Origin of the sequence: Aeromonas sp. sif2416 (assembly GCF_019218665.1) — a bacterium.
GTDB classification, from domain to species: domain Bacteria; phylum Pseudomonadota; class Gammaproteobacteria; order Enterobacterales; family Aeromonadaceae; genus Aeromonas; species Aeromonas encheleia.
This window is the reverse complement of record NZ_JAHUXC010000016.1, coordinates 1-25,364: the sequence shown is the minus strand read 5'-3', so window position 1 is coordinate 25,364 and position 25,364 is coordinate 1. Positions and strand designations below refer to the sequence as shown.

The 25,364-nt window shown below is 61.0% G+C and carries 27 protein-coding genes; 12 read left to right on the top strand and 15 right to left on the bottom strand.

Annotated elements, in window-relative coordinates:
* Positions 1-88 precede the first annotated feature (88 nt).
* Positions 89-469, top strand: coding sequence for an amino acid-binding protein (locus tag KW821_RS20140; protein WP_218292672.1), 381 nt, complete (start codon positions 89-91; stop codon positions 467-469).
* A 24-nt stretch (positions 470-493) separates the two neighbouring features.
* Entirely contained in the window at positions 494-1,174 is a 681-nt protein-coding gene (locus KW821_RS20135; RefSeq protein WP_218292671.1) for a helix-turn-helix transcriptional regulator, read from the top strand.
* A 178-nt stretch (positions 1,175-1,352) separates the two neighbouring features.
* Here KW821_RS20135 and KW821_RS20130 read toward each other — a convergent pair whose 3' ends face one another.
* The 6 genes from KW821_RS20130 to glyQ form a co-directional block, all read right to left on the bottom strand.
* Positions 1,353-1,580 carry a lipoprotein gene (locus tag KW821_RS20130; RefSeq protein WP_218292670.1) on the bottom strand — a complete coding sequence of 76 codons (228 nt, stop codon included), beginning with the start codon at positions 1,578-1,580 and terminating at the stop codon, positions 1,353-1,355.
* Positions 1,581-1,880: 300 nt separating this feature from the next.
* Positions 1,881-2,357, bottom strand: coding sequence for a DM13 domain-containing protein (locus tag KW821_RS20125; protein ID WP_218292669.1), 477 nt, complete (start codon positions 2,355-2,357; stop codon positions 1,881-1,883).
* A gap of 284 nt (positions 2,358-2,641) precedes the next feature.
* Positions 2,642-3,532 carry a DMT family transporter gene (locus KW821_RS20120; RefSeq protein WP_218292668.1) on the bottom strand — a complete coding sequence of 297 codons (891 nt, stop codon included), beginning with the start codon at positions 3,530-3,532 and terminating at the stop codon, positions 2,642-2,644.
* 233 nt (positions 3,533-3,765) lie between these two features.
* The gene (locus KW821_RS20115; RefSeq protein WP_218292667.1) at positions 3,766-4,548 is read right to left on the bottom strand and encodes a hypothetical protein; all 783 of its coding nucleotides are present in this window, start codon (positions 4,546-4,548) and stop codon (positions 3,766-3,768) included.
* Between the two features lie 234 nt (positions 4,549-4,782).
* On the bottom strand, positions 4,783-6,852 hold the full coding sequence (gene glyS, locus KW821_RS20110; RefSeq protein ID WP_218292666.1) for a glycine--tRNA ligase subunit beta: 2,070 nt from the start codon (positions 6,850-6,852) through the stop codon (positions 4,783-4,785).
* A 9-nt stretch (positions 6,853-6,861) separates the two neighbouring features.
* Positions 6,862-7,791, bottom strand: a complete 930-nt coding sequence (gene glyQ, locus KW821_RS20105) for a glycine--tRNA ligase subunit alpha (protein WP_042651628.1) — start codon at positions 7,789-7,791, stop codon at positions 6,862-6,864.
* Between the two features lie 210 nt (positions 7,792-8,001).
* On the opposite strand from glyQ, the gene KW821_RS20100 reads away from it, so the two are divergent.
* From KW821_RS20100 to KW821_RS20080, 5 genes are all read left to right on the top strand, one after another.
* Positions 8,002-8,571 (top strand): DNA-3-methyladenine glycosylase I, encoded by a 570-nt coding sequence (locus KW821_RS20100; protein WP_218292665.1) that lies wholly within the window; start codon positions 8,002-8,004, stop codon positions 8,569-8,571.
* An 85-nt stretch (positions 8,572-8,656) separates the two neighbouring features.
* The gene (locus tag KW821_RS20095) at positions 8,657-8,911 is read left to right on the top strand and encodes a hypothetical protein (protein ID WP_218292664.1); all 255 of its coding nucleotides are present in this window, start codon (positions 8,657-8,659) and stop codon (positions 8,909-8,911) included.
* A 177-nt stretch (positions 8,912-9,088) separates the two neighbouring features.
* Complete coding sequence (locus KW821_RS20090) at positions 9,089-9,331, top strand: hypothetical protein (RefSeq protein ID WP_042651625.1); 243 nt, start codon at positions 9,089-9,091, stop codon at positions 9,329-9,331.
* A 119-nt stretch (positions 9,332-9,450) separates the two neighbouring features.
* On the top strand, positions 9,451-9,693 hold the full coding sequence (locus KW821_RS20085) for a hypothetical protein (protein WP_042651624.1): 243 nt from the start codon (positions 9,451-9,453) through the stop codon (positions 9,691-9,693).
* Positions 9,694-9,876: 183 nt separating this feature from the next.
* The gene (locus tag KW821_RS20080; RefSeq protein ID WP_042651623.1) at positions 9,877-10,533 is read left to right on the top strand and encodes an OmpA family lipoprotein; all 657 of its coding nucleotides are present in this window, start codon (positions 9,877-9,879) and stop codon (positions 10,531-10,533) included.
* A gap of 111 nt (positions 10,534-10,644) precedes the next feature.
* Here the strand turns inward: KW821_RS20080 and KW821_RS20075 are convergent, their stop codons facing one another.
* The gene (locus tag KW821_RS20075; protein ID WP_218292663.1) at positions 10,645-10,992 is read right to left on the bottom strand and encodes a RidA family protein; all 348 of its coding nucleotides are present in this window, start codon (positions 10,990-10,992) and stop codon (positions 10,645-10,647) included.
* A 19-nt stretch (positions 10,993-11,011) separates the two neighbouring features.
* The gene (gene tusA, locus KW821_RS20070) at positions 11,012-11,257 is read right to left on the bottom strand and encodes a sulfurtransferase TusA (protein ID WP_042642635.1); all 246 of its coding nucleotides are present in this window, start codon (positions 11,255-11,257) and stop codon (positions 11,012-11,014) included.
* A 170-nt stretch (positions 11,258-11,427) separates the two neighbouring features.
* Between tusA and KW821_RS20065 the strand changes: the two genes are divergently transcribed.
* Positions 11,428-11,619 (top strand): hypothetical protein, encoded by a 192-nt coding sequence (locus tag KW821_RS20065; protein ID WP_042651621.1) that lies wholly within the window; start codon positions 11,428-11,430, stop codon positions 11,617-11,619.
* Between the two features lie 48 nt (positions 11,620-11,667).
* Here the strand turns inward: KW821_RS20065 and KW821_RS20060 are convergent, their stop codons facing one another.
* The 6 genes from KW821_RS20060 to KW821_RS20035 all read right to left on the bottom strand — a co-directional run bounded on the left by KW821_RS20060 (position 11,668) and on the right by KW821_RS20035 (position 20,962).
* Positions 11,668-12,924: an ABC transporter substrate-binding protein gene (locus KW821_RS20060; protein ID WP_042651620.1), complete on the bottom strand. Its 1,257-nt coding sequence runs from the start codon at positions 12,922-12,924 to the stop codon at positions 11,668-11,670.
* A gap of 7 nt (positions 12,925-12,931) precedes the next feature.
* Positions 12,932-14,374 (bottom strand): ATP-binding protein, encoded by a 1,443-nt coding sequence (locus tag KW821_RS20055; RefSeq protein ID WP_042651619.1) that lies wholly within the window; start codon positions 14,372-14,374, stop codon positions 12,932-12,934.
* A gap of 73 nt (positions 14,375-14,447) precedes the next feature.
* Positions 14,448-15,170: a response regulator gene (locus tag KW821_RS20050; RefSeq protein WP_033132551.1), complete on the bottom strand. Its 723-nt coding sequence runs from the start codon at positions 15,168-15,170 to the stop codon at positions 14,448-14,450.
* A gap of 320 nt (positions 15,171-15,490) precedes the next feature.
* Positions 15,491-16,654, bottom strand: a complete 1,164-nt coding sequence (fadA, locus tag KW821_RS20045; RefSeq protein WP_033132552.1) for an acetyl-CoA C-acyltransferase FadA — start codon at positions 16,652-16,654, stop codon at positions 15,491-15,493.
* 21 nt (positions 16,655-16,675) lie between these two features.
* On the bottom strand, positions 16,676-18,823 hold the full coding sequence (fadB, locus tag KW821_RS20040; RefSeq protein ID WP_218292662.1) for a fatty acid oxidation complex subunit alpha FadB: 2,148 nt from the start codon (positions 18,821-18,823) through the stop codon (positions 16,676-16,678).
* Positions 18,824-19,024: 201 nt separating this feature from the next.
* The gene (locus KW821_RS20035) at positions 19,025-20,962 is read right to left on the bottom strand and encodes an acetoacetate--CoA ligase (RefSeq protein ID WP_218292661.1); all 1,938 of its coding nucleotides are present in this window, start codon (positions 20,960-20,962) and stop codon (positions 19,025-19,027) included.
* 189 nt (positions 20,963-21,151) lie between these two features.
* Between KW821_RS20035 and pepQ the strand changes: the two genes are divergently transcribed.
* From pepQ to hemG, 4 genes are read left to right on the top strand one after another with little or no spacing between them, the layout of a single operon-like run.
* Positions 21,152-22,474, top strand: coding sequence for a Xaa-Pro dipeptidase (gene pepQ / locus KW821_RS20030; protein WP_218292660.1), 1,323 nt, complete (start codon positions 21,152-21,154; stop codon positions 22,472-22,474).
* Positions 22,474-23,091, top strand: coding sequence for a YigZ family protein (locus tag KW821_RS20025; protein ID WP_042651615.1), 618 nt, complete (start codon positions 22,474-22,476; stop codon positions 23,089-23,091). The genes pepQ and KW821_RS20025 overlap by 1 nt, the downstream gene beginning before the upstream one ends.
* Before the next feature lie 36 nt (positions 23,092-23,127).
* Complete coding sequence (locus tag KW821_RS20020) at positions 23,128-24,585, top strand: TrkH family potassium uptake protein (protein ID WP_042651614.1); 1,458 nt, start codon at positions 23,128-23,130, stop codon at positions 24,583-24,585.
* Between the two features lie 7 nt (positions 24,586-24,592).
* Entirely contained in the window at positions 24,593-25,117 is a 525-nt protein-coding gene (gene hemG / locus KW821_RS20015; RefSeq protein ID WP_042651613.1) for a menaquinone-dependent protoporphyrinogen IX dehydrogenase, read from the top strand.
* Positions 25,118-25,137: 20 nt separating this feature from the next.
* On the opposite strand, the gene KW821_RS20010 is transcribed toward hemG, so the two are convergent.
* The coding region (locus KW821_RS20010) for a hypothetical protein (RefSeq protein WP_218292659.1) at positions 25,138-25,364 on the bottom strand (227 nt) is incomplete at its 5' end.

Genomic DNA, 25,364 nt, shown 5'->3' with positions numbered 1-25,364 from the left:
GGCGAGTGAGGACACTTCGCCCGCCATCGAAGCGTTGCCCTGGATGTGGCACTAATCTGTGGGCTCTTATCGCCAAGGAGAGTCAGGGATGTACGATATTCACGTGATGCTGCCCGATAACCCGGGCACACTGGGGCAGTTCGGGATCTTGATGGGGCGGGCCGGTGTCAGCCTGGAAGGGGGGGGCATGTTCACCACGGGCGGAGCCGGTCATGCCCACTTTCTGGTGGAGGACGGCGTCGGCGCGGCCCGGGCCGCCGAGCTGGCGGGTCTGCAGGTGGTGGCGGTGCACGAGGTGCTGGTGCGCCGCCTGAAGCAGGAGGTGCCGGGGCAACTGGGGGCCATCTGCAGCGCCTTGGGGGAGGCCTCGGTCAACATCATCACCCTGTACAGCGACCATGCCAACCAGCTGATCCTGGTCACCGATGACATCGACAAGGCCCGTAGGGTCACGGCCGAGTGGCAGTGACTGCGGCAAGCAGAGAGGAGCGAGATGAGCGAGCAGGAGAGCCTGGAACAAGGATTGGCGCAGGTGGCGGCCGCCATCGCCGATGGCAGTCGCGCCCGCATGTTGTGTGCCCTGATGGATGGACGCGCCTGGACGGCGACCGAGCTGAGCCTGGTGGCCGAGGTGTCGGCCTCAACCGCCAGCAGTCACCTGGCCCGGCTCCAGCAGCAGGGGCTGACGGCCTGTGTCCGGCAGGGCAAGCATCGCTACTACCGCATCGCGAGCCATGAGGTGGCGCTGGTCGTTGAACAGCTGATGGGGCTGGTCGACATGGGCGCCGGTGCACTCAGGAGCAAGACTCCGGAGCGGCTGCGCTTCGCCCGTAGCTGTTATGACCACCTGGCGGGCGAGCTGGGGGTGCGGCTCCATGACGGCCTGATGGCCCAAGGCTGGCTGCTGGCGGAGGGTTATGGACTGACCCCGCAGGGGGAGCAGCATTTCGGTCAGCTTGGCATCGACTGCGTGGCGAGTGGCAAGCGCCCCTTCGCCTGCCACTGTCTCGACTGGAGCGAGCGGCGCATGCATCTTGGCGGCCAGTTGGGTGCCCGCCTGCTCGACCATATGCTGGCCAAGGGCTGGCTGGTGCGCGGGCTGGACAGCCGCGAGCTGACCCTGACCGCCAAGGGGCAGCGGCTGCTGCAACAACAGCTAGGCGTCGCGCTCTGACGAGCCATGGCCTTGGCGAGGGGATTGCGGCAACAGTAAAGTGAAAGCCGGAATATCGGCCTCAGGTTCATTGATTACGGCCTTGCCATTGCGACCCAATGGCTGAAAAGCCCCAAATAGAGTCATCATTTGGGGCTTTTTATTTTGAGCGGAGATTGATTCAGACGGGAATGCGGGGTTATTCCACAGGGGTCAGACGGAAGCCTTTTCCTTGCATGCACAGGTTGATCAGCTCTTCCTGCTCTTCATCCTCGATCTTATTGAGCTTCACCTGATATTGGCATTCGGATAACGCATCGACACGTTGGGATTCGGATGCGCCATCTTTCATATATTCACTATTGGGAGTGGAAGAGCAGGCGCTCAGTGCGAAAATGGCGCCTATAACGATAAGATGACGTTTCATGCAGAAGCCCTTTAAAGTGATACATATGGTAGATGCTGCCAATATGTTGATCTATGGGTTGACTCGGCAGCTATCCCAATTAATTCAATGACAGATATGGCGCCATTATATAGACCCATGAGCTACAGATATTAACTGGGGCTGAATGAAGGCGTAGAAAACATTATTGCCCTGCCATCGAATCAATATCTGCCGGGACAGCATATTGACATCCTCCCCTGAAATAAGCACCAGAGCGAATATTGTGAAAATCCGATTAAGCCGTGCTAATTGTGCCTGGGGGTCTGCCAGAGTCCGGTATCAGCGGTAACGGGCGGCGGTGATAAATTGGCCGAAAGTCTCGCACCAGACGATGACGCTGTTGTAGCGAGCCGGGTCGATCCCGGCGGGCAGCGGCACGATAAAGTTGTCGAAGGTCTTCACCGATCCCACCTGCACCATCTGGCCTTTCAGGCGGGCAAAGTCCGCCTCTGTCTCGACAAATTCCGGCGACAGGTAGAGCCGGTAATCGGGCCCCGGCGCCAGCTTGCCCATCAGGCTGATGGCGTGCGGCCCAATGCTCACCTTGCCTTCCCCCCAGTGCAGCCGGTCGCTGTCTTTAAGATCCCGGCGAAAGGTGCCGCTGAAGCTCGCCTGTTGCTGGCTGGCCGCGACCTGTTCATCGGCGGGGGCGGGTGGCGCTATCAGGATCGGCAACAGATAGATGCCGGCGGCAAAGCCCGCGCCTCCGATCAGCAGATGAGTGGCCAGCAGCAGGGCCAGGGTCTTGCGTTGCATAACGCCTCGGTCGTTGATTAATTGATGGTAAAACCATACCAGTCTGAGAGTGCCATGCCCACCTCGCAGTGGCCGGGTGGGAGGATAATAGGCAGGGGCGTAGAGATGGCAGGTGCCTGTAGGTTCGATTAGCGCAGCGTAATCGAACGCACGGGAAGCTAACTCGTCACTTCACCAGCGGGTTAAGCGGGAGACAGCCCCATCCGATAGCGACCATTCTTTTGACTCTTTGGGATACCCCGATCCCGCAGAGAAGAGTCTCGCGATGGTCCGATGACGCATTGCTAATCGGGGCTGTGGTCCTTCACGGGCAGGCGTGCGCCGCTGCGCAGCAGGGGCAACTGATAGAGCACCAGGGCCCCGAGCACCAGCCCGGCGCCGGCCAGCTTGGCTCCCCCGAGCGCCTCGCCATAGCAGAGGGTGCTGAGAAGCAGGGTCCAGACGGGTTCGAGCAGCATCAGCAGTGCCGCGTGAGTGGTGGTCATCTTGCTCAGGGCCAGGGTCAGCAGCAGATAGCGCAAGGTGGTGGCGAGCAGCACGCTGGCGGCAAACCAGCCCCAGGTGGTGGTACTGACGGAGGCCGGCCAGCTTTCGGTCAGCAGGGAGAGCGTGGTGCCGATGAGGCCGGTCATGGCCAGCTGGATGCAGGTGAGCCAGCGAGCCGGTATCGACTGGGCGAAGTGACGATGGACCGCGAGCTGGGTCCCCAGGGCCATGGCGGCGGCCAGGAACCAGAGCAGGGAGCGGGAGACGCCCCAGTCGGTGCCGCTTGAGAGCAGCAGCAGGCCAGCCACGGCCAGGGGCAATGTGGTCCAGTAGTGGCGCCCCGGGCGGGTCTTGAAACCGGCCCAGGCGGCCAGCGGGGCCATCAGGGTGGCGATGCTCATGATAAAGGCGCCGCTGCCGAGGGCGTCGCTCTGACTGATGGCGGTCACCCAGAGCAGCAGGTTGAGACCGAGCAGGGAGCCGCAACCCAGGGCACGCAGCAGCTGGCTACGGGTGAGCCTGGGCTCGTACAGCCAGGCCAGGGGCAGCAGGATCAGCGCCGCCAGCAGGAAGCGACTGCCGATAAAGGCGGCGGGCGGCAGCTCACGGATCGCCTCCTTGGAGAAGAACCAGCCAGCGGCCGCCAACAGGGTGGTGCAGATCATCAACAACAGGGGCGTGCGGTTCATAGAGTCGCCGTCGGGTCGGGTAAAAGAGGCTGGAACAAGTGAGGGATTGTACACGGAAACGGCGGGCGTGCAGACCTGACCGACAGGGGTCATCCACCCTCCGGGAGCGACCATTTTTTCGATACTTTGGTAAATCCCGAGTAGGAGAGTGGGGGATACCCCGATCCTGCAGAGAAGTGTCTCGCGATTGTCCGATTACGCTTCGCTAATCGAACCTATGCCCAACGGGCAACTTAGGTAAAGTCTAACATCACTGGAAATTTAATTAGACCAGCAGCTAAAAGCATTAAAATTATTGTTGTCATAGCGATTATTTCCTGTAATCGTTTATTTTCAGAGTGTTTTCTCTCTACGTTTTCATACTCCTCTAAAGTTGAAATGGCTTTCCCTGTTATTTTATACCTACCACCACCAAGCCTTAAAATTTCCCCAGTCTCAATAAATGATTCAACATAGAGCTTCAGAATTCCTTTTATTCTATTTTTATCTGGATGATTGATTAATCGAAGTGAGTGTAGACCCAACATAAGGTCAACTATATTGAACTCTTCTCTCTTATAGAGATGTCTTTGAATAAGGAATTTAATCACTTCAGTTCTTTTATGTGCCTGCAATGTTTTGCGATTGTATGCGTATTGTAAGGTTCTATCTATGACTGATAAAAAACTCATCTTTATATGAATGTATGAACTGAAGTCTTTGATAAAGAATTCTATTAGGCTACTAAATGAAAAATCGTAATATCCTTTAAATTTTGTAATTTCTATAGTGGAAGTATCGAGTGTAGAAAGAGGCATCTCGTATGGTACTCTTTGTTCTGATCTCTGGTCATAAATATAACCAGACAAAATATCTCCATAGATTCTTTCAACCCAAAAACTTTGGTCTTTATCTATTTGTATCTTGACCGCATAGCAATCAACTTTGGCTCCTTCTTCTCCAGAGCGAGGTATAGTTTGTGGTGCTGGTTTTTTTAGGGCGTGTCTAAAGCATGCTCTAATAAAAATGGGGCGCATATATATCTCTTGTATAAATAAAAACAAAACTTACACGTGACAAATACTATATTTTTGATGATGCAAATATACAAGGATAAATGTGTTGTTAATCAATTTTTCAATTCATGGTTACAGTGCTTAGTTGCATGTAGTCATGAGTACGTACATTTTCTAGGTTTTGTCACATTGATACTTTTGTAAATTGAAACGGCGCCTTGTGGCGCCGTTTTTTTATCACTTAATCAACCCAAATTACTGCAGCAGGGAGATATCCGCCACTTGCAGGAACAGGTTGCGCAGGTTGTTTAGCAGCGCCAGACGGTTGGCCTTGAGGGCCTCGTCTTCTGCCATCACCATCACCTCGTTGAAGAAGGTGTCGACCGGCTCGCGCAGGGCGGCCAGACGGGTGAGAGCGGCCTGATAGTCACCGGCGGCGAACAGCGGGGCCAGCTCGGATTGCAGTGCTGCAACCTGGGTGGCCAGCGCCTTTTCGGCGGCGTCCTGCAGCAGTTCCGGTTTGACCACGGTCGGCAGCTCGCCTTCCACCTTGGCCAGGATGTTGCTGACGCGCTTGTTGGCGGCAGCCAGCGCCAGGGCGGCATCCAGGCTGCGGAAGTGGCTGACGGCCTTGACCCGGCGATCGAAGTCGAGCGGGCGGGTCGGGCGGCGGGCCAGCACGGCCAGCACCACGTCGGCACCTATGCCTTCGTCCTGATAGGCGGCGCGGAAGCGGCCCAGCATAAAGTCGACCACGTCGGTGACGACGGTTTTGTTGGTCAGCTTGTCGCCGTAGACGCGTACCGCTTCTTCCACCAGTTCAACCAGATCCAGGTCCAGCTGCTTCTCGGTCATGATGCGCAGGGCACCGATGGCGGCGCGACGCAGGGCGAACGGATCCTTGTCGCCTTTGGGCAGCATGCCAATGCCGAAGATACCGGCCAGGGTGTCGAGCTTGTCGGCCAGCGCCACGGCGCAGGCTTCCAGCGCGGACGGCAGGGCATCGCCGGCGAAGCGCGGCATGTACTGCTCGTTCAGGGCCACGGCCACCACTTCGTCTTCGCCGTCGTGACGGGCGTAGTGCATCCCCATGACACCCTGGGTGCTGGCGAACTCGCCGACCATGTTGGTCATGAGATCGCACTTGGAGAGCAGACCGGCACGCTTGGCCTGAGTCACGTCGGCACCGATGCGCTCGGCGATGAAGCCGGCGACGGTTTCGATGCGCTCGACCTTGGCCTTGACGGTGCCGAGCTGTTGCTGGAACAGCACGGTCTCGAGGCGCGGCAGGCGGGAGGCCAGGGTCTGCTTCAGATCGGTCTTGAAGAAGAACTCGGCGTCAGACAGACGGGGGCGCACCACCTTCTCGTTGCCGCTGATGATCTGGCTCGGGTCCTTGGACTCGATGTTGGTGACGAAGATGAACTTCGGCAGCAACTTGCCGCTCTTGTCGTAGACCGGGAAGTACTTCTGGTCACCCTTCATGGTGTGCACCAGCGCCTCGGCCGGCACCGCCAGGAACTTCTCTTCGAAGTTGGCGGTCAGCACCACCGGCCATTCGACCAGGGCGGTGACTTCTTCCAGCAGGGCGTCGTCCAGATCGGCGACGCCACCGAAGGCGGCAGCGGCCGCTTCGGCGTCAGCCTTGATCTTGGCCTTGCGCGCCATGAAGTCGGCAACCACTTTGCCTTTTTCCAGCAGGATCTGCGGGTACTGGCTGGCGTTGTCGATGGTGAACTCGGGCTTGCCCATGAAGCGGTGACCGCGGATGGTGCGGGCGGAGTCGATCCCCAGGATGGTGGCGGGCACGAGATCGCCGTCCAGCAGCAGGGTCACGGTGAACACCGGACGCACGAACTGGATGGTCTTGTCGCCCCAGCGCATCATCTTGGGGATGGGCAGCTTGGCCAGCGCAGCAGCGACCAGCTCACCCAGCAGGTCCTTGGCCGGACGGCCTTCGACCTTGGCGGTGTGGACCAGCCACTCACCCTTGTCGGTCACCAGACGCTCGGCCTGCTCAACGGTGATGCCGTTGCCACGGGCCCAGCCTTCGGCGGCCTTGGTCGGCTTGCCGTCGGCATCGAACGCCTGGGAGACGGCCGGGCCGCGCTTCTCGACGCTCTTGCTCGGCTGCTCGCCGGCCAGCGCGTGCACTTTCAGCGCCAGACGGCGCGGTGAGGCGAACCACTCGACGTCGCCGAAGGCCAGATCGGCCTTGGTCAGCTCGCTCTTGAGGTTGTCGGCAAAGGCTTCGGCCAGGGTGCGCAGCGCCTTGGGCGGCAGCTCAGCGGTGCCGATCTCTACCAGAAATGTATGTTGTGCCATGTCCGTTCCTTAACCTTGCTTGTTCTCTTCGTCGCTGCGCTTGCACATGGGGAAGCCCAGCGCTTCGCGGGAGGCGTAGTACGCCTCGGCCACGGCCTTGGTCAGGGTGCGAATGCGCAGTATGTAGCGCTGACGCTCGGTGACCGAGATGGCCTTGCGGGCATCCAGCAGGTTGAAGGAGTGGGCGGCTTTCAGGATCCGCTCGTAAGCGGGCAGCGGCAGCGGCGTTTCCAGAGCCAGCAGGTGCTGGGCCTCTTTCTCGTACTGCTCGAAGCAGTGGAACAGGAAGTCCACGTCGGCGTGTTCGAAGTTGTAAGTGGACTGCTCCACCTCGTTCTGGTGGAACACGTCGCCGTAGGTGGTCTTGCCCAGGGGGCCATCGGACCACACCAGGTCATAGACGCTGTCGACGCCCTGAATGTACATGGCCAGACGCTCGAGACCATAGGTGATCTCGCCGGTGACTGGCTTGCACTCCAGGCCGCCCACCTGCTGGAAGTAGGTGAACTGAGTCACTTCCATGCCGTTCAGCCACACTTCCCAGCCCAGACCCCAGGCACCCAGAGTCGGGTTTTCCCAGTTGTCTTCCACGAAACGGATGTCGTGGATCTCAGGGTCCATGCCCAGCTCTTTCAGCGAGCCGAGGTAGAGTTCCTGAATGTTGTCGGGGGAAGGCTTGATGATCACCTGGAACTGGTAGTAGTGCTGCAGGCGGTTCGGGTTTTCACCGTAGCGGCCGTCGGTCGGACGGCGGGACGGTTGCACGTAGGCGCAGGCGATGGGCTCGGGGCCCAGGGCGCGCAGGCAGGTCATGGGGTGTGAGGTACCGGCACCCACTTCCATATCCAGCGGCTGAATGATGGTACAGCCCTGGCGGGACCAATAGTCCTGCAGCTGCAGGATCAGGCCCTGAAAGGTTTTGACATCGAATTTTTGCATAGTGTTTTTCGCGCGAAATGAGATCAGAGCAAGATTTGCTGAATGTGAACCGAAGGAGTATACCGTCTGGCATGGTCGGATAATAGGCGAAATTGCAGGGGATTCATGGGGTGGCGCCGTGCCGGGCCTGGTTGGGCCGGGATGTTTACCACAGGAAGTCACCGCAGCAGTCGGCATGTCGGGCATCGGAAAAATGACAGGGGATAAGGAATGAAACTACGCTGCGCCTGGGTGACCAAGGACCCGGAATATATCGAATACCATGACAGACAGTGGGGGCGGCCGGTGCACGACTCGCGCGTGCTGTTTGCCAAACTTTGCCTGGATGGTCAGCAGGCGGGTCTCTCTTGGATCACCATCCTCAAGCGCACCGACAGTTATTACCGCGCCTATGCCGGGTTCGACCCCGGGCTCATCGTCGCCTTCGACGAGCAGGATGTGGCGCGGCTGATGCAAGACACCGGCATCATCCGCAATCGCCTCAAGGTCCAGTCGATCATCAAAAATGCCAGGGCCTATCTGGCGCTGGAGGCGCAGGGGATCGACTTCGCCGACTTCCTCTGGGGCTTCGTCGGCGGCGCCCCCATCGTCAATCGGCGCCAGGGCAATGGTGACATCCCGGCTACCTCGTCAGAATCTGACGCTATGGCAAAGGCGCTCAAGAAACTCGGTTTTACCTTCGTCGGCAGTACGATTTGCTACGCTTTCATGCAGGCTGTGGGGATGGTGAACGATCATCTGGTGACCTGCCCCTGCCATGCCGAGTGCCAACGGGGGTAGGGTGGCTCCATTATTAGCTCACCGGTTCAGTTGGCATACAGTGATCGCTGCTCAAAATCCGCCTAACCATTTTGAGGAAATCCCCATGTCATTGATCCCATCCCGTGTACGCGCCCTTGGCGGTCTGATCCTGGCTTGCAGCTCTTTGCTGGCCGTGATGCCTGCCCAGGCAACCGATCGCCAGGATTCCCGCGATGTGCGCCAGGAAGTGCGCCCCGAGGTTCGGGAGGCCAAGGTAGATTGTCGTCAGGCCAACAACAAGGACAACTACGAGTGTCGCCAGGACAAGCGTGAAGTGAAGCAGGATGTTCGGGAGAAGGCCCGCGACGTCAAATACTGATCTCAAGCGTCCGCCCTGCTGGCGGGTCTGACTGGACCCACCCAGGCTCGGCTCATCGGCGTGAATGACCCAGACAAGTCTGCAGGGGATCGCCCTGCCGGACGTTGCTAGTCGTGGTTCCGTATATAATCAAGTGACGTGATATCCATGTATCCCGTCTACCCTGTGGAGTTAATCATGAAGAAGTTCGTATTCGCGCTGTTGGCCGCCAGTTCCCTGTTGGCTGTTCTGCCTGCACAGGCCACCGAACAGGCTGGGGAGCGCCGGGATGCCCGTGATGTGCGTCAGGACACCCGTCAGGAGTCCCGCGACGCCAAGCAAGAGTGCCGCGAAGGTCTGGTCGGCAATGCCGATTGCCGTCAAGAGCACCGTGACAGCAAGCAGGAAGGCCGCGACGAGGCCCGCGACATCAAATACTGATCCCGAGCGGCCGCTTGCAAGTGGGCATCATACAAGGCCCCTTGCCGCGGCCATGTTGACCTCAGTGTATAATTTCAGTAACGCCAAGCCGGTGTATTTCGCCTAGCCAAGGAGTCACCATGAAAAAGTCCGTATTTGTGCTGCTTGCAGCTACCGCCTTGCTGGCCGCCGCGCCGGTACTGGCAACCGAACAGGCGGAACAACGCCGTGATGCCCGCGATGTGCGCCAGGACACGCGTCAGGAATCCCGCCAAGCCAAGCAAGATTGCCGCAGTGGTGTGTTCGGCAATGCCGATTGCCGTCAGGAACATCGCCAGAACAAGCAGGAAGGCCGTGACGAGGCTCGCGACATCAAATACTGATGAGCGACCTGCATGGGCAGGCGATGCGAGCGTGATGGCAACCATGCCGTCGTGATCAAGATACAAGGGGGCTCAGGCCCCCTTGTTCATTTCCGCGATGCGTGCGCGTCACACTCTGGCGCCCCTCTGAGGTAGAATGCGCGACTCGTCCGGCTCGAGTCGGTTTTTTCAGAGGTTTTTCCCATGCATTTCAAGAAACTAGTTCCAGCGCTTGCTCTGACCATTGCCATGTCCGGCTGTACCACCAATCCCTATACCGGTGAATCCCAGACCTCCAAGGGGGCCTGGGGGGCGCTGGCCGGTGCCGCGACGGGCGCCGCCGTGGGTGCGCTTTCCTCCAGCAAGGGGGATCGCAAGAAGGGGATCCTGACCGGTGTGGCCGCCGGCGCCGCCCTGGGTGGCGGCATCGGTTATTACATGGATGTGCAGGAAGCCAAGCTGCGCGAGAAGCTGCAAGGCACAGGTGTCAGCGTGACCCGTAGCGGCGATCAGCTGATCCTGAACATGCCGAACAACGTCACCTTCGACAGCTCCAGCGCCCAGCTGAAGGCGGCCGGTGCCAACACCCTGTCCGGCGTGGCCATGGTGGTGGCCGAGTTCGACAAGACCCGTCTGAACGTGGTCGGTCACACCGACAGCACCGGCTCCCGCGAGCTGAACATGAAGCTCTCCGCCCAGCGCGCCGATGCCGTCGCCGCCCAGCTGATCGGTCAGGGTGTGGCCGGTAGCCGCATCGCCACCAGCGGTGTGGGCCCGGATCAGCCGGTTGCCACCAACAGCACCGCCGCCGGCAAGGCCCAGAACCGTCGGGTGACCATCACCCTGACGCCGACCGCCTGATAATCAATTAGACTCGTGCAACGAAAAAGCCCCGCCAGTTCGCTGGCGGGGCTTTTGCTATCTGGCGGTTTGGCGTCACGCCTCCTGCCGGAGGGCGCCATCCGCTTCGACTCAGACCGCGGCGGTCAGCTGGACCTCGACCTTGTAGCCTTCGTGGGCGAGACGGGCCTGCACGCAGGCACGCACCGGCGCGGTACCGGCCGGGAGCCAGGCATCCCACAGCGCGTTGAAGGCGGCGATGTCGGCGATGTCCTTGAGGTAGATGTTGGCCATCAATATCTTGTCGACGCCGGAGCCGTTGGCCTCCAGCAGACGCTGCAGGCTGTCCAGCACCTCGCGGGTCTGCTGGTGAATGTCGGCGGTCTCGGTGGCAGGCACTTCCACCACATAGAGGGTGCCGTTGTGGATAACCACATCTGACCAGCGGGCCGTGGTGCCGATTCGGGTAATGGCTGTCATGTTTGCTCCGGAACTGGGCTCATTGACCCTTGCGGATCAGATAGCGATAAGGGGCCTGCTCGGTTTCGCTGGCGATCAGGGTGTGATCCATGAAACGGCAGAAACTGGGGATGTCGCGGGTCGTCGAGGGATCGTCGGCACTGACCAGCAGGGTCTCCCCCTCGGCCATCAGCCGCACTTTCTTGCGCACCATCATCACGGGTTCGGGGCAACGAAGCCCAATTGCGTCCAATTCATGGGTTGCGTCGCAGAATAAAGCACTCATCAATAATCAACCTTCAACCAATTCAGCTGCCAATAATACTCAAGGCGAAAAAATAATCAAATTACAGGGCGATATGCAGCATATGTAACCAAAATGTGATCAGGCCCTATCCACTCCCGGCTCGATGAGTAATATAAAAATTGAACCATATTCAACAAGGAGGTGTGAATATGCAGGTCTCCTACGGCAGATTACAAGCCTACGCAGGCATGGGGTTCCTGTCTTTCGCCATGATAGTGTTGGGCAGCCCGATTGGAAACACTGGTACCTGGTTTGGTGCCATGGTGATGATCGGTCTGGGGCTCTGGATCGAGCTCAGCGACTACTACGACGAGGACGAAGACGAGAACGATCGCTCCTGAGCCACTCAGGCTCTCCCGGTACTCAAAGGCGGACAGGATCCGCCTTTGTCATTTCTGCTCGGCACCGGAGCGGGTCGAGCGCATGGCGCGCTCCAGCTGCAGCGCCGTCTGCTCGGGATTGGCCTTGGTATCGTTGAAGAAGTTGCTCAGCACGTCCATGATCGCCTGGCGCATGTTGGTCGGCGTGGCCATCCCCTCCGCCATGCTGGGCAGCAGGTTGCCATCGCGCTCCGCCAGCCGGAAGTCCTCGTAGGAGCGGATGGCGCAGCGATCGAACCTGCTCATGTCCGGCTGGTTGAGGGCGGGGATGGAACCCTTCACCCGGTTGAACTCCTCCTGGAATTTCGGCGTCATCAGCAACTGGGCCAGCTCGCCCTGGGCCTGTATCTGGGCGGGATCCCGCTGCTTGAACATGGCGATGGAGTCCAGGTTGTAGCTGAACAGCCCCTGGCTACCCGGGCTGGGCAGGCATTCGATATCCTCCCCTGGCCGATAGTTGCCGGCGCTCAGCTCCCCCTTCACCCAGTCCCCCATGATCTGCATGGCGGCGCCGCCACTCTCCAGCAGGTTGGTGGCCTGGTGCCACTTCAGCCCGGCATACTTCTCCGGCACGTAGCCGCGCAACTGCTGGAAGCGGGTCAGCACCCGCACCATGTCGGGTCCGGTCAGGGTCGCCTCGTCCTGCTCCAGGAAGGCCTTGCGGTAGAACGCCTTGCCGCCTTCCCCCAGCGCCACCGTTTCGAACAGCACCGCCAGTTGCCAGGGCTCGTTGCCGATAGCGAGCGGCGCTACCCCCTGCGCCTTGAGCTGCTCCGCCACCGCTACGAATTGGTTCCAGTCGGTGGGCGGGGTCAGCCCCAGCCGCTCGAACACCTTGCGGTTGAGCCACAGCCAGTTGACTCTGTGGATGCCGGTCGGTACCGCCATCAGGGCGCCGTTCTGGCTGAGGGTTTCGCGCACCATGGGGGAGAGCTGCGGGTACCAGCCGAGGTGTTCGGCCATGGGGCTGAGGTCGCGCAGGAAGCCGAGCCCGGCCCACTCGTGCAATTCATAGCCCTTGAGGTGCGCCGCCTCCGGCGGGTTGGCCGCCAGCGCCCGGCTCTTGAGCACCGTCATGGCGCTCTTGCCGCCGCCGCCCTGCACCGCGAAGTCGTTCCACTGGTTGCCGCGCTCCGCCCATTCCGACTTGAGCACCTCCACCGCCCTGGCTTCACCGCCGGACGTCCACCAGTGCAGCACCTCCACCTGGGCGGCGCCGACCGGCAGGGACAACAGGGCTATGACAGAAAAAGACAACCACTTCATAAGGTTACTACCTTGGTAGGGAGAGGGTGGCCTGCAGGCCACCCTGCGGGCGATTTTCCAGCACCAGATCGCCGCCGTGGGCGTGGGCGATGTTGCGGGCGATGCCGAGGCCGAGACCGGTCCCCGAGGGATCCGAGCTCAACCGGTAGTAGGGTTCGAAGATGCGCTCCAGCTGATCTTCCGGCAGGCCCTGACCTTCGTCCATGATGAACAGGATCAGCATCTCTTCGTCATCCATGATGATGATGCGCACCTTCTGGCCATATTTGATGCCATTGTCCACCAGATTGCCGATGCAGCGCTTGAGCGCCAGCAGCTTGCCGCGATAGGGCCACTTGCAGTGCCCCTCTATGGTGAGCCGGTCCTCGTGCAGGTTCATGGCCTCGGCCATCTGCTCCAGCAGGAGGTTGACGTCGATAAGCTCGATGTTCTCGTGGATGTCGGTCTCCTTCACCGTCTGCAGCGCCCCCTTCACCATCAGTTCCAGCTCGTCGAGATCCTTGCTGAACTTGGCGATCTGGGTCTCGTTGTCGAGCAGTTCGACCCGCAGCCGCAGCCGGGTGATGGGGGTCTTGAGATCGTGGGAGATGGAGCTGAACAGTCGCTCCCTGTCATCGATGAAGCGGCGGATACGCTGCTGCATGATGTTGAAGGCGCGGGTCGCCGCCACTATCTCGGAGGCCCCTTCCTCCTTGAGGGGAGGCTGATCGATGTCCTTGCCGAGATTGACCGCCGCCTTGGCGAGCCGGCGCAGGGGCCGGGTCTGCCAGCGTACCAGCAGGAAGGTGAAGAAGCAGAGGAACACCGTCATCAGGGCGATGAAGCGCACCTGGTTGCTCGGCATCACGGTATCGTCGAGCGTCATGTAGGGGGCGGGCAACAGGGCCGCCAGGTAGAGCCACTCCCCCGGCTCTATCTCGATCTGGGTCACCAGCACCGGGGGATTGATGGGTTCGAGGGAGAGGGTGTAGCGGGCCCAGGAGGAGGGCAGATCCGCCAGCAGGGTGTCGTTGTTGAAGACGTGCAGCTCTTCCGGACGGGAGAAATCCACCTTGATGGCCATGGCGTCGGAGAGCTTGCGGGCGAGCACCTCCTCCACCTCCTTCAGCACCAGCGTCTTGCGCTCGCTGTCCGGGATGGCGCTGATGTGGATCTCCTCCTCGTTCAGCGACACGAAGAAGCGGCTGCCCCCCATGTTGCGCAGCTGGTCCAGCGCGATATGGCGGTACTGCAGCGGCAGGGACTTGAAGAAGTTGACGGTGGAGGCGGCCGACAGCGCCAGGTTGCGGGTGGTGCTGAGCATGCCTTCCAGCTCCCGCTTCTGGATCTGCTGCATCCAGATGCCGGTGAGTATGGTCTGGGAGAGCAGGATGGCGAGCAGCAACAGCAACAGCATCCGCGACAGCAGGGAGCGGGGCACCAGCGCCTGCCAGAACCGCCGGCTTTTCATGGGATCTCGTGCCTCTTGTCGATCAGCGGGTAGCCGCAGCTATGGCGCTGCGCCTGCCAGAACGTCTGGTCTTTCATGGGATCTCGTGGACTTCGGCGATCAGCATGTAGCCGCTGCCCCGTATGGTCTTGATGATGCGCGGGCTCTTGCCGTTGTCACCGAGCTTCTGGCGCAGGCGGCTGATCTGCACGTCGATGCCGCGCTCCATCGGCAGGCTCTCGCGGCCACGGGTGGCATCCGAGATGGTGTCTCGGTCCAGCACCACGCCGGGCTGCTGCAGGAACATGCCGAGCAGCAGGGCATCGCTGCCGGAGAGATCCAGCAGGCTGCCGTCGTCGTGGGTCAGCTGATGGCTCAGGGTGTCCAGAGTCCAGTCGGCGAAGCGCAGGCGACGGCTCGGCTCCTTCTCTTTTTCCGGCTGGCGGAACTCGGCCCGGCGCAGCAGCGCCTTGATGCGGGCCTGCAGCTCGCGCGGGCTGAACGGCTTGGCGATGTAGTCGTCGGCGCCGAGTTCGAGGCCGATCACCCGATCCGCCTCATCGGAGGCGGCGGTCAGCATGATGATGGGCACCTGAGAGTCGCGACGGATCTGCTGGCAGAGGGTAAAGCCGTCGTCGCCGGGCATCATGATGTCCAGGATGATCAGATCCGGGCTGTGCTGGGCGAGTTGCTGACGCATCTCGTCGCCCCCTGCCGCCGTCAATACCTGAAAGCCGGCCCGGCTCAGGTATTCGTTGAGCAGCTCGCGGATCTCTTGGTCGTCGTCGACGATCAGCAATTGTTTGCTCGTTGACATATGTATGTGCATCCACCCATTTTTTTGTGCAGATTGAACCTGTCGAGGGGGCAAAAAGCAAGCAAGCCCCCCTCCTAATGTGAGGTTATGGGCAATATAGCCCCAGATCCGGGGTTGAGAAGAAAAAAGGCCGACCCAAACGGGGCGGCCAACACGCAGATTCCGACGGCAGGAGATCACCCCGTGTGGCGATCTCCACAGACTCGATGACGGGTCGGTCAGGCCGACCCCACAGCAGACAATTCGGTATCGCCCTCACCCACGAGTGCGGGCGATACCCTGATCTAGCCGAGATGGCCGGATCAGCGACTTTCAGTTCATCACACCCGCTCGAACACGGTGGCGATGCCCTGGCCCAGACCGATACACATGGTCGCGACCCCCAGGGTGGCATCCTTCTCTTCCATCAGGTTGATCAGGGTGGTGGAGATGCGGGCACCGGAGCAGCCGAGCGGGTGGCCCAGGGCGATGGCGCCGCCGTTCAGGTTCACCTTCTCGTCCACCAGATCCTGCAGCCCCAGATCCTTGACGCAGGGCAGGGACTGGGCGGCGAAGGCCTCGTTCAACTCGAACAGGTCGATGTCGCCGACGGTCAGACCGGCCCGCTTGAGCGCCTTCTGGGTGGCGGGCACCGGGCCGTAACCCATGATGGCGGCGTCGCAGCCAGCGATGGCCATGGCTCGTACCCTGGCACGGGGGGTCAGCCCCAGTGCCTTGGCCCGATCCGCGCTCATCACCAGCATGGCGGCGGCGCCGTCGGACAGGGCCGAGGAGGTGCCGGCGGTGACGGTGCCGTTGACCGGGTCGAACACCGGGCGCAGCTGGCCCAGGGTCTCGACCGTGGTCTCAGGCCGGATCACCTCGTCGTAGTCGTAGAAGAAGCGGGCGCCGCTGGCGTCATGGCCTTCCAGCCCGACGATCTCCCTGGCGAAGCGTCCTTCCAGGGTGGCGGCATGGGCGCGGCGGTGGGAGCGGGCGGCAAACTCGTCCTGCTGCTGACGGCTGATGCCGTGCAGCTTGCCCAGCATCTCGGCGGTCAGCCCCATCATGCCGGAGGCCTTGGCCACCGTTTTGGCCATGCCGGGGTGGAAGTCGACGCCGTGGCTCATGGGCACGTGACCCATGTGCTCGACGCCGCCGATGATGAAGATGTCCCCGTCACCCACCTGGATGGCGCGGGAGGCATCGTGCAGCGCCTGCATGCTGGAGCCGCACAAGCGGTTGACGGTGACGGCGCCGACCTGCTTGGGAATGCCGGCCAGCAGGGCCGCGTTGCGGGCGATGTTGAAGCCCTGCTCCAGGGTCTGCTGCACGCAGCCCCAGTAGATGTCCTCGATCTCGTTCGGATCGAGGTTGGGGTTGCGCAGCAGGATGGAGCTCATCAGGTGCGCGGACAGATCTTCTGCACGCACGTTGCGGAAGGCGCCGCCCTTGGACCGGCCCATGGGGGTCCGGATACAGTCGACAATGACTACGTCTTTCATGAATGGATCTCCTCTCCGCAATCAGTAGAAGGTTTTGCCCTGGGCGGCCATCGCACGCAGCTTGTCGCTGACGCGGTAGAGCGGGCCCAGATCGGCATACTGGTCGGCCATGGCCACGTAACGATCCAGACCTATGGTGTCCAGATAGCGGAACACGCCACCACGGAAGGGAGGGAAGCCCAGCCCATAGACCAGCGCGATGTCCGCTTCCGCCGGGGTGGCGACTATGCCTTCCTCCAGGCAGAGCACCACTTCGTTGATCATGGGGATCATCATGCGGGCGATGATGGCGTCCTTGTCGTAATCCTGTTTCGGCTTGGCAATGGGGGCCAGCAGCTCGTAAGCGGCGACATCGGCCACCTTCTTCGGCTTGCCCTTCTTGTCCTGCTCGTAGGCGTAGAAGCCCTTGCCATTCTTCTGACCGAAGCGGCTGGCGTCATACATCACATCGATGGCGGTGCGGCTGGTCTTGCTCATGCGCGCCGGGAAACCCTGCGCCATGACGTCACCGGCATGGTGACCGGTATCGATGCCGACCACGTCCAGCAGGTAGGCCGGGCCCATGGGCCAGCCGAACTCTCGCTCCATCACCTTGTCGACGGCGGCGAAGTCGGCGCCATCGGCGACCAGCTGGTTGAAGCCGAAGAAGTAGGGGAACAGCACCCGGTTGACGAAGAAGCCAGGGCAGTCGTTGACCACCACCGGCGACTTGCCCATGGCGGCGGCGTAGGCCACCACGCGGTTGATGGTGTCATCGCTGGTCTGCTCGCCGCGGATGATCTCCACCAGGGGCATGCGATGCACCGGGTTGAAGAAGTGCATGCCGCAGAAGTTCTCGGGGCGCTTCAGCCCCTTGGCCAGCAGGGAGATGGGGATGGTGGAGGTGTTGCTGGCGAGCACGGCGTCATCACCTATGATGGCTTCCACTTCGCCCAGCACGGCGGCCTTCACCTTGGGATTCTCGACCACGGCCTCGACCACCAGATCCACGTGCTTGACGCTGTCATAGCTCAGGGTGGGTGTGATGGCGGAGAGCACCTGGCCCATCTTGATGCCGTCGATGCGGCCCTTCTCGAGCTGGCCGTTGAGCAGCTTGGTGGCTTCGCCCATGCCAAGCGCCAGCGCCTTCTCGTTGATGTCCTTCATCACCGCCGGAATGCCCTTGCTGGCGGACTGGTAGGCGATGCCGCCCCCCATGATGCCGGCACCGAGCACAGCGGCGTGGCTGGTGGCCTTGGCAGCCTGCTTGGCAGCCTTCTTGGCCAGCGCCTTGATGTGCTGATCGTTCAGGAAGATGCCGACCAGGGCCTTGGCCACGTCGGTCTTCGCGAGCTTGATGAAACCTTGCGCCTCGACAACGAGGGCCTCGTCGCGGCTCATGCCGGCGGCGGCCTCGACCGTCTTCACGGCCATCATCGGGGCCGGGTAGTGCTTGCCTGCCACCGCGGCGACCATGCCGGCGGCGGTGCTGAAGCTCATCATGGCTTCCAGCTTGGAGAGGCGCAGCGGTGCCTTCTTGGCGGCGCGACGGCCCTGCCAGTCCAGTTTGCCGGCGATGGCGTCTCTCATCATCTGCAGGGCGGCGCCGTGCAGGGCATCCGGGGCGACCACGGCATCGATGGCACCCACCTTGAGGGCATCATCGGCACGGACATCCTTGCCGGTGGTGATCCACTCCAGCGCGTTGTCGGCACCGATCACCCGTGGCAGGCGGACTGTGCCGCCAAAGCCCGGCATGATGCCGAGTTTGGTCTCGGGCAGGCCGATCCTGGCGGTGGTGTCAGCCAGACGGAAATCGGTGGACAGTATGGTTTCGCAGCCGCCGCCCAGGGCGTGGCCCTTGATGGCGGACAGGGTCGGTACTGGCAGATCTTCGATGGCACTGAAGATGTCGTTGGCTTTCTTCAGCCAGCCGAGCAAGTCTTCTTGCGGCAGATCGAACAGTTCCAGGAATTCGGTGATGTCGGCGCCGACGATAAAGGCGTCTTTGCCAGAGGTGAGGATCAGACCTTTTAGTTCACGTTCTTGTTGTAATGCGGCGATCGCTTCGCTCAGCGAGAGCAGGGTAGCGCGATCCAGCTTGTTGACTGAACCCGGGGCATCAAACCTCAGCTCGGCAATGCCGTGTTCGAGGTAGCTGACCGACAGGGTTTCGCCTTGGTAGATCATGAGAGTGTCTCCTTGTTCCCACGCGGTGGGGGGCTTTGCTCCTTTCTCCCCAGCAGGGGGCGAGGCTCACTATTGATCCAAAATAAGACAATTTCAACACCTATTTAAAACAATTGTTTAACAGATCTCGAGTAAAAACTCGTTCTGGGTGACGAGACAGAATAAAGGCGCCAGGAGGCGCCTTTATTCTGCTGGTCCGGCTCAGCTGGCCAGTTCCGGCCGGTCGCGGTACTGGTTCAATACCTCGGGATCGGCGAGGGCATGGGTGTTGTTGACGGGCCTGTTGTGCACCACCTCGCGCACCGCCAGCTCCACTATCTTGCCGGACTTGGTACGGGGGATGGCATCCACCTGCAGGATGCGGGCGGGCACATGGCGGGCGGTGCAGTGTTGGCGGATCTGCTGGCGGATACGCTCACGCAGCAGCTCATCGAGCCGCAGCCCGGCCTTGAGCTTGACGAACAGCACCACCCGCTCGTCCTGCTGCCACTGCTGGCCGATGACGATGCTCTCCTCCACCTCGTCCAGCAGCTCCACGTAGCGGTAGATCTCGCTGGTACCGATGCGCACGCCACCCGGGTTGAGGGTGGCATCGGAGCGGCCATAGAAGAGGACGCCGCCGGTGTCGGTCAGCTCGATCCAGTCGCCGTGGCACCAGATGTTGTCGAAGCGATCGAAGTAGGCGGCGTGATACTTGTCGCCGTTCTCGTCGCCCCAGAAGTAGATGGGCTGGGCCGGGAACGGCTTGGTGCAGACCAGCTCCCCCTTCTCGCCCTGCACCGGCTGGCCCGCCTCGTTGAACACCTGCACCGCCAGCCCCAGACCACGGCCCTGGCTCTCGCCGCGATAGACAGGGCTCAAGGGGTTGCCGATGACGAAGCAGGAGCAGATGTCGGTGCCGCCGGAGATGGAGCTGAGCTGTACATCTTTTTTGATCCCCTGATAGACGTAGTCGAACCCCTCCGGCGAGAGCACTGAGCCGGTGCTGCAGATCAGCCGCAGGGCCGGCAGCTGGTGGGTCTTGATCGGGGCATAACCCTGCTTGTGCAAGGCATCCAGATACTTGGCGGAGGTGCCGAACAGGCTGACCTGTTCGTCACGGGCCAGGTCCCAGAGCACGTTGCCGTCTGGGTAGAAGGGAGAGCCATCGTAGAGCACCAGAGTGGCGCCGGAGGCGAGGGCGCTCACCAGCCAGTTCCACATCATCCAGCCGCAGGTGGTGAAGTAGAACACCCGCTCCCCCGGCTTGACGTCGCAGTGCAGCTGATGCTCCTTGAGGTGCTGCAGCAGGGTGCCGCCGATGCCGTGGACTATGCACTTGGGTTTGCCGGTGGTGCCTGACGAATAGAGGATGTAGAGCGGATCGTTGAAGCCCATGGGCTCGAAGCTGAGGCTGGCGTCCGGCTGGCTGGCCAGGATCTGTTGCCAATCCTGGCCGAGCAACAGGGGATGGCCGAGCAGCGGGATCATCACCGTCTGCTCTATGCTGTCGATCTGTCCGACCACGCTGGCCACCTTGGCCTGAATGTCGATCCCCTTGCCGTTGTAACGATAACCGTCCACCGCGAACAGCACCCGGGGCCGGGTCTGACCGAAGCGCTCCACCACGCTGGCCTCGCCAAAGTCGGGGCTGGTAGAGGTCCAGACCGCCCCCAGGCTGGTGGTGGCCAGCATGGCGATCACGGCTTCCGGAATATTGGGCAGATAGGCGGCGACCACATCGCCGCGCCCTATGCCCTGCGCACGCAACCACTGGCTCAGGCGGGCGACACGCGCCCCCAGCTCGGCCCAGCTCAGGGTCTGGCTCGCCCCTCCCTCGATGCGGGAGATGATGGCCGGGCTCTCGTCCTGGCGGCGCAGCAGGTTCTCGGCGAAGTTGAGGCGACTGTCCGGGAACCAGCGGGAGCGCTGCATGTCCTGGCGGTTCTCCGCCACTATGTTGCCCAGCTCGCCCTTGACGCCACAGTGCTGCCACACCAGCGGCCAGAAGCGGGTGGTCTTCTCCACCGACCATTGGTACAGGTCGGCATAGCTGCGCAGCTGCAGGTCATGGAAGTGGTTGACCTCGGCCATAAACTGATGGAGGTTGGAGCCTTGCATCCTGTCCTGATCCGGTTGCCACAGGCAAAGGTTGTGCATGAATTGTTCCTGACTGCTTATATCTGCTGGCAGTGTATTGAATTGTTCTTTATTTGTTAATGGTTGGTTTTTGTTTCATAACAAAATCCTTGTAACCTATGCGTTACCTCACGAAGCGACAGCTTGACGGTTCGAGCCAGAATTCGCTTGATGTTATGCTGAAGCCACATTTGCCCGGAGCAGGACGCCATGAGCAGTTACAGTCAACTTTTTGCCCAGCACCTCGACACCCTACAGCAACGCACCCGCGACATACTGCAACAGCAGGGGCTCGGCGGCCTGGCCATTCATTCGGGCCAGACACACCGCATCTTCCTCGACGATCAGGATTACCCCTTCAAGGTCAATCCACACTTCAAGGCCTGGTTGCCGGTGCTGGACAATCCCCATTGCTGGCTGCTGGTGGATGGGGTGAGCAAGCCGGTCTTGCTGTTCTATCGCCCGGTGGATTTCTGGCACAAGGTGGCGGACCTGCCCAATGCCTTCTGGGTCGACTTCTTCGACATTCGCTTCCTGACCAAGCCGGAGCAGGTGGCGGATTATCTGCCCGCCGACAAGCAGGAGTGGGCCTATCTGGGCGGTCACCTCGAGGTGGGCCAGCTGCTGGGGCTGGGCCAGCCCAACCCGGAGGCCGTGCTCAACTACCTGCACTATCACCGCGCCTACAAGACGCCCTATGAGCTGGAGTGTCTGCGCGAGGCGAACCGCATCGGCGTGCGTGGCCATATCGCCGCCAAGGACTCTTTCATGGCCGGGGCGAGCGAGTTCGAGATCAACCTGTCCTATATGAAGGCGGTTGGGCAGGGCGCCAATGAGGCACCCTATGGCAACATCATCGCCATCAACCGCAACGCCGCCATCCTCCATTACACCCACCTGTCTACCCAGCGGGTGCCGGATGCGGAGCGCCACTCCTTCCTGATCGATGCCGGGGTGGATTATCACGGTTATGCCTCCGACATCACCCGCACCTGGGCCTGGCGCCGTGGCGAGTTCGCCGATCTGATCGCGGCGCTGGATGCGCAGCAGCAGGAGATCATCGAGGAGATCAAACCGGGTCGCCGCTACAGCGAGCTACACCTGCAGATGCACCACAGGCTGGCGCGCCTGTTACAGGCCGTGGAACTGGTGGACATGTCGGTGGACGAGATGATCCACACCGGCGTCACCAATGTGTTCTTCCCCCATGGCCTTGGCCACTTCCTCGGCCTGCAGGTACACGATGCGGGTGGCTTCATGCAGGACGAGCGCGGCACCCATCTGCCGGCACCCGAGCAGTTCCCCTACCTGCGCTGCACTCGGGTGATGGAGGTGGGTCAGGTGTTTACTATCGAGCCCGGCCTCTACTTCATCGACAGCCTGCTGGAGCCGCTGCGTCAGGGCGATCAGGGCAAGCGTGTCAACTGGAACAAGGTCGAGGCGCTGCGTCCCTTCGGTGGTATTCGCATCGAGGACAACGTGGTGCTGCATGCCAACGGGGTGGAGAATCTCACCAGACAAGCGGGGCTCTGATGGCGGCAGCCTATGCCATCCCTGCGGCGCCAATGGAATTGAGTGAGGAGATCAAGAAGAGTCGCTTCATCACCCTGCTGGCTCACACCCCCACGGTCGAGGATGCCAAGTCCTGGATCGGCGAGGTCAAGCGGCAACACCCAACGGCCCGGCATCACTGCTGGGCCTTTGTCGCCGGGGCGCCACAGGATAGCCAGGTGTACGGTTTCAGCGATGACGGTGAACCCTCGGGCACGGCGGGCAAGCCCATGCTGGCCCAGCTGATGGGCTCAGGTGTCGGCGAGATCGCGGCCGTGGTGGTGCGTTACTACGGTGGCGTACTGCTGGGCACCGGCGGCCTGGTCAAGGCCTATGGCGGCGGGGTGGGGGCGGCGCTCAAGCGGCTCGAGACCCGGATTCAACGCCCGCAAGCCAGCTCCCTTATCTGCTGTGACTATACCGACATGGGCGCGGTGGAGGCGCTGATCTCCGCCCATCAGGGTCAGTTGCTGACGGCCGATTATGGTCAGCAGGTCCGTCTGCAGGTGTCCTGGGATGCCGCCATCTGGACCCGGATTGCCCAGGAACTGACAGATAGGACTCATGGCCGGGTATCTCTTCGTCCCTTAGATGGCTAGAATCCATCGCTCTTTTAGCCTGAAGAGGGAGCCAGAATGCAGATTCTGAGCATTATTCGTATCGTTGGCCTGCTGGTCGCGCTATTCAGCTCGACCATGCTGCTGCCCGCGATGGTCGCTTTTGGGTACCGTGACGGTGGCGGTGCCGAGTTTGTCAATTCCTTCTTCATCGCCCTGCTGCTCGGTGCCCTGCTCTGGTTCCCGAACCGCCATCATAAGAAAGACCTCCGCTCCAAGGAGGGTTTTCTTATCGTCGTGCTGTTCTGGGTCGTGTTGGGCAGCGTGGGGGCCTTGCCGTTCCTGCTGGGCGAGGTGCCCGGCATGACGGTCTCAGAGGCCTTCTTCGAATCCTTCTCCGGCCTGACGACCACGGGTGCGACCGTGCTGACCGGGCTGGACAACCTGCCCAAGGCCTTCCTCTTCTATCGCCAGCTGCTGCAGTGGCTGGGGGGCATGGGGATCATAGTGCTGGCGGTCGCCATCCTGCCGCTGCTCGGCATCGGGGGCATGCAGCTCTATCGTGCCGAGATCCCGGGGCCGGTCAAGGACAACAAGGTCACCCCGCGCATCGCCGAGACGGCCAAGGCGCTCTGGTTCATCTATCTGCTGCTGACGTCGCTCTGCGCCCTGGCCTACTGGATGGCCGGCATGACCCTGTTCGATGCCATCTGTCACTCCTTCTCCACCCTGTCGGTGGGGGGCTTCTCGACCCACGATGCCAGCATCGGCTTCTTCAACAGCCCGGCCATCAACCTGATCACGGTGCTGTTCCTGCTGCTGGCCAGCGTCAACTTCGCCCTGCACTTCATGGTGTTCGCCCACAAGCCGGTCCGGCTGAGCAGTTATCTGCGCGATTCGGAATTGAAGGTGTTTCTGGCCATTCAAGGGGTACTGGTGCTGATCTGCTTCGTCTCCCTGCTGCTCCACGGCCACTACGCCACCTGGCAGGAGGCACTCAACCACGGTCTGTTCCAGGCGGTGTCCCTCGGTACGACTACGGGGTATAGCACGACCAGCTATGCCGACTGGCCCTCTTTCCTGCCCATGCTGCTGATGTTCTCTGCCTTTATTGGCTGTTGTGCCGGCAGCACCGGGGGCGGTATCAAGGTGATGCGCTTCATGATCCTGTTCCTGCAGGGGATGCGTGAGCTCAAGCGGCTGGTGCACCCACGCGCCATCTATACCCTCAAACTGGGGCGGCGGGCGGTGCCGGAGCGGATCGTCGAGGCGGTGTGGGGCTACTTCGCCACCTATATCATCCTGTTCTTCATCTTCATGCTGCTGTTGCTGATGACGGGGTTGAACGAGGTGACCGCGTTCACGGCCGTGGCGGCCGCCTTCACCAACGTGGGGCCTGGCTTGGGGGAGGTCTCCAGCAACTTCGGCAATATCTCGGCGACGGCCCAGTGGATCCTGGTGGTCGCCATGCTGTTTGGCCGATTGGAAATTTTCACACTTCTGGTACTGTTTACTCCTGCATTCTGGCGTAGTTGAGGTAGGTATGGATAAGATTTTGGTGCTTTATTCTTCTCGGGACGGCCAAACACGGAAAATCGTGGATGCCATGCTGGAAGAGATGCCAGGATGCGAGGTGGTGATGCATGACCTGCATACCCTGCCCATGTGCAACCTCAGCAAGTTCAAGAAGGTGTTGATCGGCGCCTCTATTCGTTACGGCAACTTCCATCCCAGCCTGCTCAACTTTATCCATGCACATCATGAACAGCTGGAAGTGGCCAATGCGGCCTTCTTCTGTGTCAACCTGACGGCGCGCAAGCCCGAGAAGCAGACACCGCAAACCAATGCTTATATGAAGAAGTTCCTGCGCCTCTCGCCGTGGAAGCCGAAGACGCTGGGGGTGTTTGCCGGTGCGCTGCAATACTCCCGCTATAACTGGTGGCAGACCCGCATCATCCAGCTGATCATGAGGTTGACCGGGGGCAGCACGGACACCAGCAAGGATCTCGAGTTTACCGATTGGGAAAAGGTGCGCAGTTTTGCACGGGAGTTCTGGTCAAAAAGGTAGCAAACCCGCGCCATTGCTCGTTAACGCCCCGCCGATGCGGGGCTTTTTGTTTGATAAATAGGCATTCGAACCACTAAACGGCAAAAAGTGCCATTTTTCGCAGATTTCCTCTTGTCATCCCGGCCTGGCTCCCTATAATGCGCCCCTACCAGCACGGCAGAACACGCCGGACTGATGAGCCAGCTTCCTTGTGAAGTGGGCGCCGAAAGAAAAGCGAAAACAAGCGCTTGACTTTCGAAGTGAGGAG

Coding starts and splice junctions, on each gene's coding strand:
- KW821_RS20055 (WP_042651619.1), bottom strand. CDS start 14,374: ATGAAAAGCCGGCGGTTCTGGCAGGCGCTGGTGCCCCGCTCCCTGCTG.
- KW821_RS20130 (WP_218292670.1), bottom strand. CDS start 1,580: ATGAAACGTCATCTTATCGTTATAGGCGCCATTTTCGCACTGAGCGCC.
- KW821_RS20025 (WP_042651615.1), top strand. CDS start 22,474: ATGGCGGCAGCCTATGCCATCCCTGCGGCGCCAATGGAATTGAGTGAG.
- KW821_RS20085 (WP_042651624.1), top strand. CDS start 9,451: ATGAAAAAGTCCGTATTTGTGCTGCTTGCAGCTACCGCCTTGCTGGCC.
- KW821_RS20090 (WP_042651625.1), top strand. CDS start 9,089: ATGAAGAAGTTCGTATTCGCGCTGTTGGCCGCCAGTTCCCTGTTGGCT.
- KW821_RS20050 (WP_033132551.1), bottom strand. CDS start 15,170: ATGTCAACGAGCAAACAATTGCTGATCGTCGACGACGACCAAGAGATC.
- fadB (WP_218292662.1), bottom strand. CDS start 18,823: ATGATCTACCAAGGCGAAACCCTGTCGGTCAGCTACCTCGAACACGGC.
- KW821_RS20080 (WP_042651623.1), top strand. CDS start 9,877: ATGCATTTCAAGAAACTAGTTCCAGCGCTTGCTCTGACCATTGCCATG.
- KW821_RS20060 (WP_042651620.1), bottom strand. CDS start 12,924: ATGAAGTGGTTGTCTTTTTCTGTCATAGCCCTGTTGTCCCTGCCGGTC.
- hemG (WP_042651613.1), top strand. CDS start 24,593: ATGGATAAGATTTTGGTGCTTTATTCTTCTCGGGACGGCCAAACACGG.
- glyS (WP_218292666.1), bottom strand. CDS start 6,852: ATGGCACAACATACATTTCTGGTAGAGATCGGCACCGCTGAGCTGCCG.
- KW821_RS20125 (WP_218292669.1), bottom strand. CDS start 2,357: ATGCAACGCAAGACCCTGGCCCTGCTGCTGGCCACTCATCTGCTGATC.
- KW821_RS20120 (WP_218292668.1), bottom strand. CDS start 3,532: ATGAACCGCACGCCCCTGTTGTTGATGATCTGCACCACCCTGTTGGCG.
- pepQ (WP_218292660.1), top strand. CDS start 21,152: ATGAGCAGTTACAGTCAACTTTTTGCCCAGCACCTCGACACCCTACAG.
- KW821_RS20020 (WP_042651614.1), top strand. CDS start 23,128: ATGCAGATTCTGAGCATTATTCGTATCGTTGGCCTGCTGGTCGCGCTA.
- KW821_RS20075 (WP_218292663.1), bottom strand. CDS start 10,992: ATGACAGCCATTACCCGAATCGGCACCACGGCCCGCTGGTCAGATGTG.
- KW821_RS20065 (WP_042651621.1), top strand. CDS start 11,428: ATGCAGGTCTCCTACGGCAGATTACAAGCCTACGCAGGCATGGGGTTC.
- KW821_RS20140 (WP_218292672.1), top strand. CDS start 89: ATGTACGATATTCACGTGATGCTGCCCGATAACCCGGGCACACTGGGG.
- glyQ (WP_042651628.1), bottom strand. CDS start 7,791: ATGCAAAAATTCGATGTCAAAACCTTTCAGGGCCTGATCCTGCAGCTG.
- KW821_RS20100 (WP_218292665.1), top strand. CDS start 8,002: ATGAAACTACGCTGCGCCTGGGTGACCAAGGACCCGGAATATATCGAA.
- fadA (WP_033132552.1), bottom strand. CDS start 16,654: ATGAAAGACGTAGTCATTGTCGACTGTATCCGGACCCCCATGGGCCGG.
- tusA (WP_042642635.1), bottom strand. CDS start 11,257: ATGAGTGCTTTATTCTGCGACGCAACCCATGAATTGGACGCAATTGGG.
- KW821_RS20035 (WP_218292661.1), bottom strand. CDS start 20,962: ATGCACAACCTTTGCCTGTGGCAACCGGATCAGGACAGGATGCAAGGC.
- KW821_RS20135 (WP_218292671.1), top strand. CDS start 494: ATGAGCGAGCAGGAGAGCCTGGAACAAGGATTGGCGCAGGTGGCGGCC.
- KW821_RS20095 (WP_218292664.1), top strand. CDS start 8,657: ATGTCATTGATCCCATCCCGTGTACGCGCCCTTGGCGGTCTGATCCTG.
- KW821_RS20115 (WP_218292667.1), bottom strand. CDS start 4,548: ATGCGCCCCATTTTTATTAGAGCATGCTTTAGACACGCCCTAAAAAAA.